This window comes from Pseudomonas cuatrocienegasensis (genome assembly GCF_900110925.1).
Classification (GTDB): Bacteria; Pseudomonadota; Gammaproteobacteria; order Pseudomonadales; family Pseudomonadaceae; genus Aquipseudomonas; species Aquipseudomonas cuatrocienegasensis.
The window spans coordinates 52602-68721 of sequence record NZ_FOFP01000012.1 but is presented as its reverse complement, the minus strand read 5'-3'; the positions used below and the strand labels follow the sequence as shown (position 1 = coordinate 68721).

Sequence of the window (16120 nt, the reverse complement as noted above, 5' to 3'; positions counted from 1 at the left end):
CCCCGCCGGGAGTTGGCCCTGGCGGGGGCTTTTTATTGAGTGTGGCGCAAGCTGGGTAGCCTGGGTTGAGCAGCGCGATACCCGGGAAAGGGTGCACCGGGTATCGCTTCGCTCGACCCAGGCTAGGGTCTGTTGCATACCTGTAAGCGCGAAGGGGGCATCTAGCCTTCTTGATTGATCGTCCCCACGCTCCGCCTCCGAAGCGAGACGCCGGGCAATCGGTTGACCCGGCGCCCCGGCGCGCGCGGCGCACCCTACGCGACTTATCCGTCCACGACCTCGGCTTGACGCTTTCGGCAAACCCTCAGTCGCTTTTGCACCGGGTCGCCCTGCCCCCCAGGGATAAGCTCTCCCCAAAGCGCTGACAACCGATTCGGCGCATCCGTATAGGGGACAAGCCTGATGAGCCCAGCCGAATTGCACGCCGACAGCATCGTCATTGACGGGCTGATCATCGCCAAGTGGAACCGCGAACTGTTCGAGGACATGCGCAAGGGCGGCCTGACGGCGGCCAACTGCACCGTGTCGGTATGGGAAGGCTTTCAGGCCACGGTGAACAATATCGCCGCCAGCCAGAAGCTGATCCGAGAGAACAGCGACCTGGTTATGCCGGTGCGCAGCACCGCCGACATCCGCAAGGCTAAAGAGCAGGGCAAGACTGGCATCCTCTTCGGCTTCCAGAACGCCCATGCGTTCGAGGATCAGATCGGCTACGTCGAGGTGTTCAAGCAGCTCGGCGTGGGTATCGTGCAGATGTGCTACAACACCCAGAACCTGGTCGGCACCGGCTGCTACGAGCGTGACGGCGGGTTGTCCGGCTTCGGCCGCGAGATCGTCGCCGAGATGAACCGTGTCGGCGTCATGTGCGACCTGTCCCACGTCGGCAGCAAGACCTCCGAGGAAGTCATCCTCGAATCGAAAAAACCCGTCACCTACTCCCACTGCCTGCCGTCGGGCCTGAAAGAACACCCGCGCAACAAGTCCGATGAAGAGCTGAAATTTATCGCCGATCACGGCGGCTTCGTCGGCGTGACCATGTTCGCGCCCTTCCTGGCCAAAGGCATCGACTCGACCATCGACGACTACGCCGAAGCCATCGAGTACGTGATGAATATCGTTGGCGAAGACGCCATCGGCATCGGCACCGACTTCACCCAGGGCCACGGCCAGGACTTCTTCGAGTACCTGACCCACGACAAGGGCTACGCCCGCCGCCTGACCAGCTTCGGCAAGATCATCAACCCGCTGGGCATCCGCACCGTCGGCGAATTCCCCAACCTCACCGAGACCCTGCTCAAACGCGGCCACCCCGAACGCGTGGTGCGCAAGATCATGGGCGAGAACTGGGTAAGGGTACTGGCCGACGTCTGGGGCGAGTAAGCCCCTCACTCGCGAACGAACACGACCCGTAGGGTGGATGACGCTTTTTTCATCCACCAAGCCCCATTCGCAGGCCCACCTGCGCGGTGGATGGATGAAGCGCCAGCTAGGCGCCCCCATCCACCCTACCTATAACCTGATTCTGGAGTTTCAACACATGGCCACTCACGCACCCGAAATGCCCATCCAGGTCGACGACGAAACCGGCGTCTGGACCACCGACGCCCTGCCGATGCTCTATGTGCCGCGGCATTTCTTCGTCAACAACCACATAGGCATCGAGGAAGTGCTCGGCGCCGACGCCTATGCCGAGATTCTCTACAAGGCCGGCTACAAGTCCGCCTGGCACTGGTGCGAGAAAGAGGCCGAGTGCCATGGCCTGTCCGGCGTGGCGGTGTTCGAGCACTACATGAAGCGCCTGTCGCAGCGTGGCTGGGGGCTGTTCGAGATCGAAGCCATCGACCTGGCCGCTGGCACTGCGTCGGTGAAGCTCAAGCATTCAGCCTTCGTGTATGTCTACGGCAAGTGCGGGCGCAAGGTCGACTACATGTTCACCGGCTGGTTTGCCGGCGCCATGGACCAGATTCTCCAGGCCCAGGGCAGCGCCCTGCGCACCGTGGCCGAGCAGGTCTATGGCGGTTCCGAAGAGGGCCACGACGATGGCCTGTTTGTGGTGAAGCCACTCTGATCAAAACAACCGTCCGTGGGAGGGGCTTTAGCCGCGACAGCATCGCCGCTAAAGCGCCTCCCACAGAGACCGCTAGGCCGTTTACCGTGAGGATGCCGTAATGGCTTTCGAAGCAATGTTCCAGCCGATCCAGATCGGCAAGCTGACCATCCGCAACCGCGTGCTCAGCACCGCGCACGCCGAGGTCTACGCCACCGACGGCGGCATGACCACCGAGCGCTACGTGCAGTATTACGAAGAAAAGGCCAAGGGCGGCATCGGCCTGGCGATCTGCGGCGGCTCCTCGGTGGTGGCCATCGACAGCCCGCAGCAGTGGTGGAGCTCGGTCAACCTGGCCACCGACCGCATCATCCCGCACTTCCAGAATCTCGCCGACGCCATGCACAAGCACGGCGCCAAGATCATGATCCAGATTACCCATATGGGCCGTCGCTCGCGTTGGGACGGCTTCCACTGGCCAACCCTGATGTCGCCGTCCGGCATCCGTGAGCCGGTGCACCGCGCCACCTGCAAGACCATCGAGGTCGAGGAAATCTGGCGGGTGATCGGCAACTACGCCCAGGCTGCGCGCCGCGCCAAAGAAGGCGGGCTGGACGGGGTGGAACTCTCGGCTGTGCACCAGCATATGATCGATCAGTTCTGGTCGCCGCGCGTCAACAAGCGCACCGACGAATGGGGCGGCACCTTCGAGGGGCGGATGAAATTCGGCCTGGAAGTGATCAAGGCCGTGCGCGCCGAGGTGGGCGATGACTTCTGCGTGGGCATGCGCATCTGTGGCGACGAGTTCCACCCGGACGGCCTGTCCCATGAGGACATGAAGCAGATCGCGGCTTATTACGACGCCACCGGCATGATCGACTTTCTCGGCGTGGTCGGCTCGGGTTGCGACACCCACAACACCCTGGCCAACGTCATCCCCAACATGAGCTACCCGCCGGAGCCGTTCCTGCACCTGGCGGCCGGGATCAAGGAAGTGGTCAAGGTACCGGTGCTGCACGCACAGAACATCAAGGATCCAAACCAGGCCACGCGCATCCTCGAAGGCGGCTATGTCGATATGGTCGGCATGACGCGCGCGCATATCGCCGACCCGCACCTGATCGCCAAGATCAAGATGGGCCAGGTTGACCAGATCAAGCAGTGCGTCGGTGCCAACTACTGCATCGACCGCCAGTACCAGGGTCTGGACGTACTCTGCATCCAGAACGCCGCCACCAGCCGCGAATATATGGGCCTGCCGCATATCATCGAAAAAACCAGCGGGCCGAAACGTAAGGTGGTGATTGTTGGCGGCGGCCCAGCCGGGATGGAAGCCGCGCGCGTAGCCGCTGAGCGTGGCCACGACGTAACGCTTTTTGAGAAAAAAGACAGCCTCGGCGGGCAGATCAGCCTGGCCGCCAAAGCGCCGCAGCGTGACCAGATGGCCGGCATCACCCGCTGGTTCCAGCTGGAACTGGCGCGCCTGAATATCGACCTGCGCCTGGGTACCGGTGCGGACGAGGCGAGCATTATGGACCTGCGCCCGGATATCGTGGTGCTGGCCAACGGCGGCCATCCCTTTATCGAACAGAACGAGCACTGGGGCGCGGCCGAAGGCCTGGTGGTGAGCAGCTGGGACATCCTCGATGGCACCGTTGCCCCCGGCAATAACGTGCTGGTCTACGACACCATCTGCGAATTTACTGGCATGTCGGTGGCCGACTTTATCGCCGAGAAGGGCGCGAAAGTGGAGATCGTCACCGACGATATCAAGCCGGGCGTGGCCATCGGCGGCACCAGCTTCCCGACCTACTACCGCAGCCTGTACCCCAAGGAAGTGATCATGACCGGCGACCTGATGCTGGAAAAGGTCTACCGCGAAGGCGACAAGCTGGTGGCGGTGCTGGAGAACGAATACACCGGCGCGAAAGAAGAGCGGGTGGTCGACCAGGTGGTGGTGGAAAACGGCGTGCGTCCCGATGAGCGCCTGTACTACGCGCTCAAGGAAGGCTCGCGCAACAAGGGCCAGATTGATGTGGAAGCGTTGTTCGCCATCCAACCGCAGCCCTGTCTGGCCGAAGCGGGAGACGGCTATCTGCTGTTCCGTATCGGCGACTGCGTAGCCCAGCGCAATACTCACGCGGCGATCTATGACGCGCTGCGGTTGTGCAAGGACTTCTGACCTAAACGCCGAACCGATGTGGGAGGGGCTTTAGCCGCGATAAGGTGAAAAGCATCGCGGCTAAAGCGGTACGCCGCCCGGCCCCTCCCACCAGCCCCACCTTCGGGATTGAGGATGTCCTCGATGTTAAACACCCTACTCCCCATCCTGCTCTTCGCTGCCCTGGCCCTTGCGGTTATCGGCGCGGCGAAGCGCTTTCTGATGTGGCGCCGTGGCCGCCCGGCGCAGGTCGACTGGCTTGGCGGGCTGCTGGCCATGCCGCGGCGCTATATGGTCGATCTGCACCATGTGGTGGCCCGCGATAAATATATCGCCAACACTCACGTGGCCACGGCCGGCGGCTTTGTTCTAGCTGCCGTGTTGGCGATTCTGGTGCACGGGTTTGGCCTGCAAAATCGCATTCTCGGTTTCGCCCTGCTGGGTGCCACCGCGCTGATGTTTGTCGGTGCGCTGTTTGTCGCCAAACGCCGCCTCGACCCGCCATCGCGGCTGTCGAAAGGCCCGTGGATGCGTCTGCCGAAAAGCCTGCTGATGTTCTCGGTGAGTTTCTTTATCGCCACCTTGCCGGTGGCCGGCGTTCTGCCTGCAGACTTTGGCGGCTGGTTTCTCGCGCTGCTGCTGACTATTGGCGTGGCCTGGGGTGTGTCCGAGCTGTTCTTTGGCATGACCTGGGGCGGGCCGATGAAGCATGCCTTTGCTGGCGCCCTGCACCTGGCCTGGCACCGCCGTAGCGAACGCTTTGGCGGTGGTCGATCCACCGGCCTCAAAGCCCTGAATCTGGCTGACCCTAAAGCCCCGCTAGGCGTGGAGAAACCCACAGATTTCACCTGGAACCAGCTGCTCGGCTTCGACGCCTGCGTGCAGTGCGGCAAATGCGAGGCGGCCTGCCCGGCCTTCGCCGCTGGCCAGCCGCTCAACCCGAAAAAACTAATCCAGGACATGGTGGTCGGCCTGGCCGGCGGTACGGATGCCAAATTTGCCGGCTCACCGTACCCAGGCAAAGCTATTGGCGAACATAGCGGCGGCCCGCACCTGCCCATCGTCAACCTGAATGGCAAAGCCCTGGTCGACGCCGAAACGTTGTGGTCCTGCACCACCTGCCGCGCCTGCGTCGAGGAGTGCCCGATGATGATCGAGCACGTCGATGCCATCGTCGATATGCGCCGCCATCTGACCCTGGAAAAAGGCGCGACGCCGAACAAGGGCGCCGAGGTGCTGGACAACCTGATCGCCACCGACAACCCCGGCGGCTTCAACCCCGGTGGGCGACTGAACTGGGCAGCGGACTTGAATCTGCCGTTGATGAGCGACAAACAACGCGTCGATGTGCTGTTCTGGGTCGGCGATGGTGCCTTCGATATGCGCAACCAGCGCACCCTGCGCGCCTTTGTCAAAGTGCTGAAAGCCGCCAAGGTCGACTTCGCCGTGCTCGGCCTGGAAGAGCGCGACAGCGGAGACGTGGCCCGTCGTCTGGGCGATGAAGCGACCTTCCAGCTGCTGGCCAAGCGCAATATCGCCACCCTGGCCAGGTACCAGTTCAAACGCATCGTCACCTGCGACCCACACAGCTTCCATGTGCTGAAAAACGAATATGGCGAACTGGGCGGCCGCTACCAGGTGCTGCACCACAGCACCTATATGGATGAACTGATCAGCGGCCAGAAACTCAACCTTGGCACCCACAAAGGCGGCTCGGTCACCTACCACGACCCCTGCTACTTGGGCCGCTACAACGGCGAGTACGAAGCACCGCGCAATGTGCTGAATGCCATCGGTATCGAGGTGAAGGAAATGCAGCGTTCGGGCTTCCGCTCCCGTTGCTGCGGCGGTGGCGGCGGTGCTCCGATCACCGATATTCCTGGCAAGCAGCGCATCCCCGATATGCGCATGGTCGATATCAAGGAAACCGCCGCTGAACTGGTGGCCGTGGGTTGCCCACAATGCACGGCGATGCTCGAAGGCGTGGTCGGCCCGCGCCCGGAGGTCAAGGATATTGCCGAGCTGGTGGCCGATGTATTGATCGAACAGGCTCCGCCGGTAAAAGCCGCGTCACAAGCAGCCGCGGAGGTGTTGTGATGAATCCGCTTAAGCCGCAAGCAGCAACGATCCTTGTAGGAGCGGATTTATCCGCGAAAAAAAGCATCGCGAATAAAGGGGAACGCCGCCCATTCGCTCCTACCCAGCGCCCCATCATGGAGGCCCTCCCATGAGCGACCTTATCCGCCGCGACCCGCGCGCCGAGTGGATCGCCCGCAATCGCCTGCATCCGCTGCATGCTGCCACGCAACCGGCCGTGGCCAGCTGGCTTAGCGCCGCCGGGGTGCTGCGCAAGAACCCGCATGCGGTGGGCTTTATCGGCCCCAATGGCGTTAAACGTATCGACCGCTCCGGCGCGCAGCAAGGCGGCGCAGCCAAGCGCTCGACGGCCAGTGCCGTGGTGCAGTTACCGCTGCACGTCATTGAGCAACCGGCGTTCTATATCGCCGTGGTGCCGGATATGGTCGGCGGCCGCCTGAGCGCCCATGACAAGGACCTGCTCGGCCTGGCGCATAAGCTCGCTGGTAGCGATGGTGCAGTGGTGGCGGTGATCTTTGGCGAACACAAGGAAAGCACCTTCGACTGCAACGGCGTTGACCGCCTGCTGCAGTTCGCCGATGACGCTTTCGATGGTTATGCCCCGGAGGCTCGGGTGCTGGCCCTCGGCGCAGTAGAAAGGCAACTGGCACCGCGCCACTGGCTGCTGCCCGATAGCCGCAGCGGTGGCGGCGAACTGGGCCGGCGCCTGGCCGCCAAGCTTGGCGAGCGCCCAGCCACGCGGGTCTGGCAGGTGGCCGATGGCATGGCCAGCGGGCGGGCCGGTGCTGGGCGAGAAGACCTGGTGCAACGAGCGCCACGCCTGATACTGGCAGCAGTGGAATGCGCCGAGCCGGTCAGCGAAACCCGCCATGAAGTGCGGCCGCTGGCGCTCAGTGAAGCGCTGGTCAGCCACTTGCCACGGATTCAGGACCTCGGTGCCGTGGCGGTCGATCCGGCGCAGATCCCCATGGCCGAGGCCGAATTTATTTTGTCTGGCGGCAATGGCGTGAAGGACTGGGCGCTGTTCCACCAGGCTGCTGCCGCCCTGGGCGCCACCGAAGGTGCCTCGCGGGTGGCGGTGGACGATGGTTTTATGGGCCGCGAACGCCAGGTTGGCGCGTCCGGCATCTGGGTGACCGCGCGGGTCTATGTGGCCGTGGGCATCAGCGGGGCGATCCAGCACCTGCAAGGCATCGGTGCCTGCGACAAGGTGGTGGCGATCAACATTGACCCGACCTGCGACATGATCAAGCGCGCCGACCTCTCGGTGATCGGCGAGTCCGCGGCGATTCTGCAGGCGCTGATCAAGCGCGTCGCCGCCCACCGTCAGGGAGGCGCCCGCGATGCAGCCTAAGCAACCCGTAGGGTGGATGACGCTTCACCCATCCACCAACGCCCACACAGCCATGGTGGAAGAAAACAGCGTCTTCCACCCTACGGAGCTGCGCCATGACTAATTTGCAGGTAATTACGCTGGTCTCGGTCGGTGCCCACCCCACCTCCGGGCGGCCACGCCGTGCCGAGCAGGATGCCCGGGCGGTAGAGCTGGGCCTGCGCCTGGCCGGTGAGCACTTGCAGGTGCTGCACGCCGGCGACGCCGAATCCGAGGCGCTGCGCAGCTACCTGGGCATGGGGTTGGGCGAGTTGGGTGTGCTGCAACAGAGCGCCGCAGACGATGCCCTCCCCGTACTGGCCGACTACCTCAGTGGCTGCGGCGCCCAGTTGGTGCTGACCGGCACCCAGGCGGAAACCGGCGAAGGCTCCGGCATGCTGCCCTACCTGCTGGCCGAGCGGCTGGGCTGGCCGCTGGTGGTCGGCCTGGTCGAGGTGGAACAGGTCGACCACGGCATTGCCCAGGTGCTGCAAGCACTCCCGCGCGGCCAGCGCCGCCGCCTGCGGGTACGCCTGCCGTTTCTCGCCAGCGTCGACAACGCTGCGCCAGTGGCCCGTCAGAGTGCCTTCGGCCCGGCCCGGCGTGGCAATTTGGAGGCGCTGCCAGCGGCGGCACAGGCCGACCCGCTGCTTACAGCCGCGCAATTCCAGCCCGCCCGCCCACGGCCCAAGCGCCTCAAGGTAATCAAAGCGAAAACCGGCGCCGAACGCATGAAAGCAGCCACTGCAAAAGCGGCCGGCGGCAGTGGCCAGGTGCTCAAGGATGTCTCGCCAGAAGCCGGCGCCGAGGCTATCTTCAACCTGCTAATCGAAGAAGGCGTGCTGCGCTAAGCCGCCAAGGAGAATGACGCCATGATGCACGCCGACTTGATCGACCAGGATGACCTGCGCGAACGCCTCGTGGCCCTTGGCCTGAGTATTCCCAGTGGGGTAACCGCCGAGCACGCCTGCGAGCTGGCCGTCAGCGGCCTGTGCCCGGAGCGCGCAGTGGCCCTGCGGCGCCTGGTGGAAGAGCTGCTTGGCGGCAGCGCAACCTTGCTGCCCAGCGTGCGCGAAGCCATCTCGCGTACCTTGTTGCCGGCGCTGGTGCCGCGCTAACAGGCAAGGTAACGCGACACCGCGGCGCACCTTCCCGGGTGTCGCTGCGCTCGACCCAGGCTACAAAAGCCAGCCCGTAGGGTGGATGACGCTTTACCCATCCACCAGCGCCCGCACCGTCATGGTGGAAGAAAACAGCGTCTTCCACCCTACGCAGGTGTGCCATAAATGCATTCGCCAAATTCGCCGCACAATCGGCACATCAACCGCCAACCGTAGGGTGGATGATGTTTTATCCACCCACCCTACGCATCACCCAGCGGCCCCGTCAGAGCCTGACGCTGGCAAAGGTCGACTCACCCTGCGCGCGGGTCAGCGCGGCCATGGCCGATGAGGTGGAGGGGCGCATCAGGTCTTCGGGCATCGGCACCAAGGCGACCACGTTGCTCGAGGTCTGCCCGGCGCGCTCGTCGCGCGGGGGGATGCCGAAGTATTCGCGGTAGCACTTGGAGAAGTGCGGGGTGGAGACGAAACCGCACACCGAAGCCACTTCGATGATCGACATGCTGGTCTGCTTGAGCAACTGACGCGCGCGGATCAGGCGCAGTTTGAGGTAGTAGCGCGACGGCGAGCAGTGCAGGTACTTCTGGAACAGGCGCTCGAGCTGGCGCCGCGAGACGTCGACGTAGACCGCCAACTGGTCCAGGTCGATCGGCTCTTCCAGGTTGGCTTCCATCAGCGCGACGATTTCCTGCAGCTTCGGCTGGTTGGTGCCGAGCATGTGCTTGAGCGGCACGCGCTGGTGGTCCTGCTCGTTGCGGATGCGTTCGTAGATGAACATCTCGGAGATCGCCGCCGCCAGTTCGCGGCCATGCTCACGGCCGATGACGTGGAGCATCATGTCCATCGGCGCGGTGCCGCCGGAGCTGGTGTGGCGGTTGCGGTCGATGGAGAACAGCCGGGTGGTGATGGCCGCACGCGGGAAGGCTTCCTGCATCGAGGCCAGGCACTCCCAGTGCACGCTGCAATCGTAGCCATCGAGCAGCCCCGCCTTGGCCAGCGCCCAGCTGCCGGTGCACACACCACCGAGCTGACGGCCCTGGCGCGCCTGGCTCTGCAGCCACTGGATATGTTCGCGGGTGACGCTGTGCTGGATATCGACACCGCCGCAGACAATCACCGCATCGAGCTGCGGCGCAGTGGCCAGGCTGGCGTCCGGGGTGATCTGCAGGCCGTCACTGGCGCACACCGGCAGGCCGCTCTGGGTCAGGGTGTGCCAGCGGTACAGCTCCTTGCCCGAGAGCTGATTGGCCATACGCAGCGGCTCGACCGCCGACGCCAGAGAAATCAGGGTGAAGTTGTCCAACAGCAGAAAACCGATGGACTGGACGACGCGTTGCGGGGATTGGGTGCCCTGATTGAACGACGACATAGGTGGAACCTCACGCTAGGCAATACACGGTGTGGAGCCTTAGTTATGGCCCCTTTATTAGAGCTGGTGAGCGACCGCTCCCAGCCTGTGAGCAATGCCAACGCAAAGGTCATGCCTAGAATGATTGGACGTTCAATCAAAAACCGTCGCAGGGCTGGGCGCCGCGTCGCAGCTGCATACCCCCAGGGCGACGAAAGTGTTCTGTTTGCGACAGCGGACCGCTCGCCACGGGCACCTGAGCATTTCGGTAGCACCGCCCTGTTCGGCACCTGTAACCCCCGCTACCGGTGCCAAACTGGACGGTAACGGACGAGCGGTCACAGCGGGAACCACCGGTCGCACAACGCGGTAATAGGGCGACCGGCCCGGCATGGAATAACCGCGCACCAAAAGCTGGCAGCGTGAGCGAAACCGGTTCAACTCACTCAGCACTCGATAGCGCTGACCGCCAGACCGCCGCGGGAGGTTTCCTTGTATTTGTCGTGCATATCGGCGCCGGTGTCGCGCATGGTGCGGATCACCCGATCCAGCGAGATGAAATGCTCACCGTCGCCGCGCAGGGCCATCTGCGCGGCGTTGATCGCCTTCACCGCCGCGATGGCGTTGCGCTCGATACAAGGCACCTGAACCAGCCCACCGACCGGATCGCAGGTCAGCCCCAGGTTGTGCTCCAGGCCGATCTCGGCGGCATTCTCCACCTGCCCAGGGCTGGCACCCAGAATCTCAGCCAGCCCCGCCGCGGCCATGGCACAGGCCGAGCCGACCTCGCCCTGGCAACCGACTTCGGCTCCGGAGATGGACGCGTTCTTTTTGCACAAAATACCGATGGCCGCAGCCGCCAGCAGGTAGTCGACCACATTGGCCTCGCTCACTGCCGGGCTGAAGCGCACGTAGTAGTGCAGCACCGCCGGGATGATGCCAGCGGCGCCATTGGTTGGCGCGGTGACCATGCGTCCGCCGGCGGCGTTTTCCTCGTTCACCGCCAGGGCGAACAGGTTGACCCACTCCATGCCGCTCAGGGTCGAGCCGATCACATTGGGTTTGCTCATTTCCTGCAGGCTGCGGTGCAGCTTGGCGGCGCGGCGTTTGACGTTGAGCCCGCCGGGCAGGATGCCTTCGTGCTTCAGGCCCTGCTCCACGCAGTCACGCATCGCCTGCCACAGGCGCATCAGGCCACTGCGGATTTCCGCTTCGCTGCGCCAGGCCTTTTCGTTGGCCATCATCAGCTCGGAGATACGCAGGTTATTGGCCTTACACAGCTGCAACAGCTGCTCGGCGCTGTCGAAGTCGTACGGCAGACGCGTGTGATCCTGATCCAGCTGGCCGGTGGCGGCCTGCTCGGCGTCCACAACAAAGCCACCACCGACCGAGTAATAGGTGTTCTCGTGCAACAGCTCGCCGCCCTCGCCGAACGCGCCCAGGGTCATGGCGTTGGGGTGGTAGGGCAGGTTCTCGTCGAGCAGTTGCATGTCGTGTGCCCAGACGAAGGGTAGCGCCCGCTCGCCCCCCAGAAGCAGCTCATTGCGCTCGAGCAGCAGGGCAATACGCGGCTCGATTTCGGCCGGATCGATCTGGTCCGGCCAATCGCCCATCAGCCCCATGATCACCGCGCGGTCGCTGCCGTGGCCCACGCCCGTGGCCGACAGCGAGCCGTACAGGCGCACTTGCACCCGCGCGGTGCGCTCCAGCAAACGGCGCTCGCGCAATGCGCCGACGAACAACGCCGCTGCGCGCATCGGGCCAACGGTGTGGGAGCTGGACGGACCAATGCCGATCTTGAACAAGTCGAATACGCTAATTGCCACAACGGTCTCCTGATGTGGTGGGAATGCCGGCCCGCGCACGGGCTCTCGTTATGCACGCATCATCAGGGTTTTCACGCCGCCCACAGGCCCCACACCGACTCACTCATGCCCAACGCCGTCAGCGGTCGACAACGGCCTTGTAACGTAGCCTGGGTCGAGCGCAGCGACACCCGGGGCATCTTTCCTGGGTATCGCTGCGCTCAACCCAGGCTACTGAGCGGGCTGCATACCGACGCTCACCACGACAAAACCGTTCAGCTTGCGACCCACTCGATAGTCAGCCGCGCGCAAGGCTGGGCATGATCGGCCGCTGACGCCTCGCCAGGGCAGCCGGCTGCCCGGCAGGTACGCTCACACACGGACCTGGGAAACGCCGATGAACCGACACCTCAACCTGCTGTTGGCCACCGCCCTCGCCACCTCCACCGCCTGGGCCGCAGACCCCGCCGAGTGCGATCAGGTGCGCTTCGCCGATGTGGGCTGGACCGACATTACCGCCACTACGGCCGTCGCCCGGGTGCTGCTCAGCGAGCTGGGCTATCGCACCCAGGTCAAGCGACTGTCTGTCCCGCAGACGTACAAGGCGCTGCAGGAGAAGCAGATCGACGTGTTCCTCGGTAACTGGATGCCGAGCATGGAGGCGGACATTCGCCCCTATCTGGACAACGCCAGCGTACAAACCCTGGGCGCCAACCTGGAGGGCGCCAAGTACACCCTGGCCGTCAACAAGGCGGCCTACGACGGCGGCGTACGCGACTTCGCTGATCTGGCGCGCTATCACAAGGAGCTGGGCGGCAAGCTCTATGGCATCGAGCCGGGCAACGACGGCAACAAGCTGATTCAGTCGATGATCGACAAGAACGCCTTTGGCCTCGGCAGCTTTACCCTGGTCGAGTCCAGCGAAGCGAGCATGCTCGCCCAGGTCAAACGCGCCGAGCACCTGCGCCAGTGGGTGGTATTTCTCGGCTGGGCGCCGCATCCGATGAACAACCAGTTCGAGATGCAATACCTGGCCGGCGGGGACGACTACTTCGGGCCCGACTTCGGCGGCGCCACCGTCTACACCAATGTGCGTGCCGGTTACGCCGAGCAATGCCCGAACATCGGCCGCCTGCTGCGCAATCTGCGCTTTAGCCTGGAGATGGAAAACCACCTGATGGGCGCCATTCTCAACCAGAGCACCAACCCTCGCCGCGAGGCCAAAGCCTGGCTCAAGGCCAATCCGCAAGCCCGCGCGAGCTGGCTTGTGGGCGTCACTCGGCGTGATGGCAGCCCGGTTGGGCAAAACTGATCAAGCGTTTATCGCCTCGCCACAGCCCCCGCCAGCTCTACCGCTGCGCCCGATCAGCAGGCGCCAAACCACGGCCGGCGCGGCTTTGCGCCTTGGCCAAGGGGGGTAATTATCTGTTATGGTTTTTTCCGGCTGGCCGTATGTCGTCGCGTAACACGTCAACGTCGCAAACCGACAATTGCGACGGTTCGAAGACTATATCGTTGAGTCAGCCGATTTCGTCGCTGTCGAAAACAGGTCGATTGCAGAGCAGGGCACAGACGCCGCCAGGCGGTCGCGAATTCAAGGATCCGCACCACCCGGCACCGCGCAGAACCCGCTCCGATCAACCCGCAGGGTCGACAGACCAGGGCTCACCGCCCCGGACCGAAGAACAGATAAATGCGCAGCCGCCACGGACTGCGTCGAACAAGAAATTTCGGATGTACGCGCACCTCGGAGTGAGGTGTGAAATTCCCAGGGACTGGGTTTCGTAACACTGCCAGAGGGTTTGGAAAGCAGTTTGCACCACGGCAACGCAAGGTTCGTCTATCCGCTCATCATGTCCACGCCAGTACTCCGTCAGGAGCTGCGTCGTGCCACTCGCTGTGTGCCTGACCGATCACGCCACGCTGTCCAGCAGAACGCTGTCCAAACCGTCGGATTAATCTCGAACCACGTAAACACCCACACAGGCAGAACCGGGGGCAGTACCTGATGGATGCGCGGTTTGCGTACGTCGGGGCGTGCATCACGGGGCTGGTTGTGTACTGAAGGGGAACACTCCCATGCAGTCTGGAAAAATCGTGGTCGAAAACCTCTACAAGGTTTTCGGCCCACAGCCACAAGAAGCCATCGACCTGCTCAAGCAGGGCTGGAGCAAAGACCGCATCCTCGCCGAAAAAGGCGCGGTGATCGGCGTCAGCGACGTGTCATTCAGCGTCGAGGAAGGCGAAATCTTCGTGCTTATGGGCCTCTCCGGCTCCGGCAAATCCACCTTGATTCGCCTGATCAACCGCCTGGTCGAACCGAGCGGCGGTAACGTCTTCATTGACGGGCAGAACGTCGCCAAGCTGCCCACCGCGCAACTCATCGATTTGCGTCGGCGCGACATGAGCATGGTCTTCCAGTCTTTCGCCCTGATGCCCTCGCGCACCGTGCTGGACAACGCCGCCTTCGGCCTCGAAGTGGCCGGCAAGAGCAAGAAGGAGCGCGAGCAGCGCGCCATGGAAGTGCTCAAGCAAGTGGGCCTCGACACCTTCGCCCACAAGTACCCCCACGAGTTGTCCGGCGGCATGCAGCAGCGCGTCGGCCTGGCCCGCGCCCTGGCCGTGGACCCCTCGATGATCATCATGGACGAGGCCTTCTCCGCCCTCGACCCGCTCAAGCGCCGCGAGATGCAGGACGTGCTGCTGGAGCTGCAGAAGACCCACCGCCGCACCATCATCTTCGTCTCCCACGACATCGAAGAAGCCATGCGCATCGGCACCCGTATCGGCATCATGGAAGGCGGCAAGCTGATCCAGGTCGGCACCCCGCAGGAGTTGATCGACAACCCGGCCAACGACTACGTGCGCAACTTCTTTGACACCGTCGACACCAGCCGCTACCTCACCGCCGGCCAGTTGATGGCCGACAGCGTGCCGCTCTACGTGCACAACGGCAAAGCGCCGGATGCCCAGACCGTGTGCCAGGAGCTGCAGGCGCTGGACAAGCACTACGCCTTTGTCGTCGACGAGGACAACAACTTCAAGGGCTCGATCAGCCTGGAGAAGATCGCCCTGCTGGTCGAGGGCGGCGAAACCTGCGGCCTCGACAGCCAGGTGCTGAAAAACATCGACCCGGTGCGCGAAGACATGCCCCTGGACCAGGTGATAAACCGCCTGGTGGACAACGAAGGACCGATCCCGGTGATCGACCACGCTGGCCACTACTGTGGCGCCATCAGCAAGGGCCGCCTGCTGACCCGCCTGCAGGGAGAAACCCATGAGTGACAAAAAGCTCGACCTGGGCAGCTGGGTCAACGACGTGGTGCAGCACCTGCTGGACAACTACAGCGGCGCCTTCGACAGCATCGGCAGCGTGGTCGCCGGCTTCTCCGAAGCCATCGAAGCCCTGCTCATGCTGCCGCCAGCCTGGCTGCTGATTGCCATCTTCGTCGGCCTCGGCGTCTGGCGCATCGGCTTGCGCTTCGCCGCCTTCACCGCGGTGTCGTTCATCCTCATCGTCATGACCGGCTTCTGGGAGCAGACCGTGGTTACCCTCGGCCTGACCTTCTCCGCCACGCTGATCAGCCTGCTGCTCGGTATCCCCCTGGGTATCTGGGCGGCCAAGAGCGAGCGCGTAGCGATGATCACCCGACCGATCCTCGACTTTATGCAGACCATGCCGGCGTTCGTCTACCTGATCCCGGCGGCCATGCTCTTCGGCCTCGGCCGCGTGCCCGGCATCATCGCTACGGTGATCTTCGCCATGCCGCCGGCGGTGCGCCTGACCAGCCTGGGGATTCGCCAGGTCAACAAGGAAATCGTCGAGGCCGGCCAGTCCTTCGGCTGCACCAGCCGCCAACTGCTGTTCAAGGTACAACTGCCCAATGCCATGCCGTCGATCATGGCCGGGGTCAACCAGACCATCATGATGGCCCTGTCGATGGTGATCATCGCCTCCATGGTCGGCGCCGGTGGCCTGGGCAACGATGTGCTGGCGAGTATCCAGCGCCTGGACATCGGTCTAGGCTTCGAGAGCGGCATGGCCGTGGTTTTGCTGGCGATCATCCTCGACCGCATCACTGAAAGTTTTGGCACCAAGCAGACCGCCCGCAGCGGCATCGTTGCCTGGTTCAGCGGCAAACTGCAGCGCCAGTAAACATTTTTTCACT

Annotated in this window: 12 protein-coding genes; 10 read left to right on the top strand and 2 right to left on the bottom strand. The window is 63.6% G+C overall.

Annotated features, from left to right (window positions below; genetic code table 11):
- Positions 1-402: 402 nt before the first annotated feature.
- The 7 genes from BMW49_RS16595 (at position 403) to BMW49_RS16565 (ending at position 8795) form a co-directional block, all read left to right on the top strand.
- Positions 403-1380: a dipeptidase gene (locus BMW49_RS16595; protein ID WP_069520890.1), complete on the top strand. Its 978-nt coding sequence runs from the start codon at positions 403-405 to the stop codon at positions 1378-1380.
- Between the two features lie 157 nt (positions 1381-1537).
- Complete coding sequence (locus tag BMW49_RS16590) at positions 1538-2068, top strand: DUF5943 domain-containing protein (protein WP_069520892.1); 531 nt, start codon at positions 1538-1540, stop codon at positions 2066-2068.
- A gap of 100 nt (positions 2069-2168) precedes the next feature.
- Positions 2169-4229 (top strand): dimethylglycine demethylation protein DgcA, encoded by a 2061-nt coding sequence (gene dgcA / locus BMW49_RS16585; RefSeq protein ID WP_069520893.1) that lies wholly within the window; start codon positions 2169-2171, stop codon positions 4227-4229.
- Positions 4230-4352: 123 nt separating this feature from the next.
- Positions 4353-6305, top strand: coding sequence for a dimethylglycine demethylation protein DgcB (gene dgcB, locus BMW49_RS16580; protein ID WP_069520895.1), 1953 nt, complete (start codon positions 4353-4355; stop codon positions 6303-6305).
- A 130-nt stretch (positions 6306-6435) separates the two neighbouring features.
- Complete coding sequence (gene etfA, locus BMW49_RS16575) at positions 6436-7659, top strand: electron transfer flavoprotein subunit alpha (RefSeq protein ID WP_069520897.1); 1224 nt, start codon at positions 6436-6438, stop codon at positions 7657-7659.
- A gap of 95 nt (positions 7660-7754) precedes the next feature.
- Positions 7755-8528 (top strand): electron transfer flavoprotein subunit beta, encoded by a 774-nt coding sequence (gene etfB, locus BMW49_RS16570; RefSeq protein ID WP_069520899.1) that lies wholly within the window; start codon positions 7755-7757, stop codon positions 8526-8528.
- Between the two features lie 21 nt (positions 8529-8549).
- Positions 8550-8795 (top strand): hypothetical protein, encoded by a 246-nt coding sequence (locus tag BMW49_RS16565; protein ID WP_069520900.1) that lies wholly within the window; start codon positions 8550-8552, stop codon positions 8793-8795.
- A gap of 268 nt (positions 8796-9063) precedes the next feature.
- Here the strand turns inward: BMW49_RS16565 and gbdR are convergent, their stop codons facing one another.
- A complete protein-coding gene (gene gbdR, locus BMW49_RS16560) occupies positions 9064-10167 on the bottom strand; it encodes a choline metabolism transcriptional regulator GbdR (RefSeq protein WP_069520902.1) in 1104 nt (367 codons plus the stop codon).
- Positions 10168-10592: 425 nt separating this feature from the next.
- Positions 10593-11972 (bottom strand): L-serine ammonia-lyase, encoded by a 1380-nt coding sequence (locus BMW49_RS16555; protein WP_069520904.1) that lies wholly within the window; start codon positions 11970-11972, stop codon positions 10593-10595.
- 376 nt (positions 11973-12348) lie between these two features.
- On the opposite strand from BMW49_RS16555, the gene BMW49_RS16550 reads away from it, so the two are divergent.
- The 3 genes from BMW49_RS16550 (at position 12349) to BMW49_RS16540 (ending at position 16107) form a co-directional block, all read left to right on the top strand.
- On the top strand, positions 12349-13263 hold the full coding sequence (locus BMW49_RS16550; protein ID WP_069520906.1) for a choline ABC transporter substrate-binding protein: 915 nt from the start codon (positions 12349-12351) through the stop codon (positions 13261-13263).
- Positions 13264-14030: 767 nt separating this feature from the next.
- A complete protein-coding gene (locus BMW49_RS16545) occupies positions 14031-15236 on the top strand; it encodes a quaternary amine ABC transporter ATP-binding protein (protein ID WP_069520908.1) in 1206 nt (401 codons plus the stop codon).
- A complete protein-coding gene (locus tag BMW49_RS16540; RefSeq protein ID WP_069520910.1) occupies positions 15229-16107 on the top strand; it encodes an ABC transporter permease in 879 nt (292 codons plus the stop codon). The genes BMW49_RS16545 and BMW49_RS16540 overlap by 8 nt, the downstream gene beginning before the upstream one ends.
- The last annotated feature ends 13 nt before the right edge of the window (positions 16108-16120 follow it).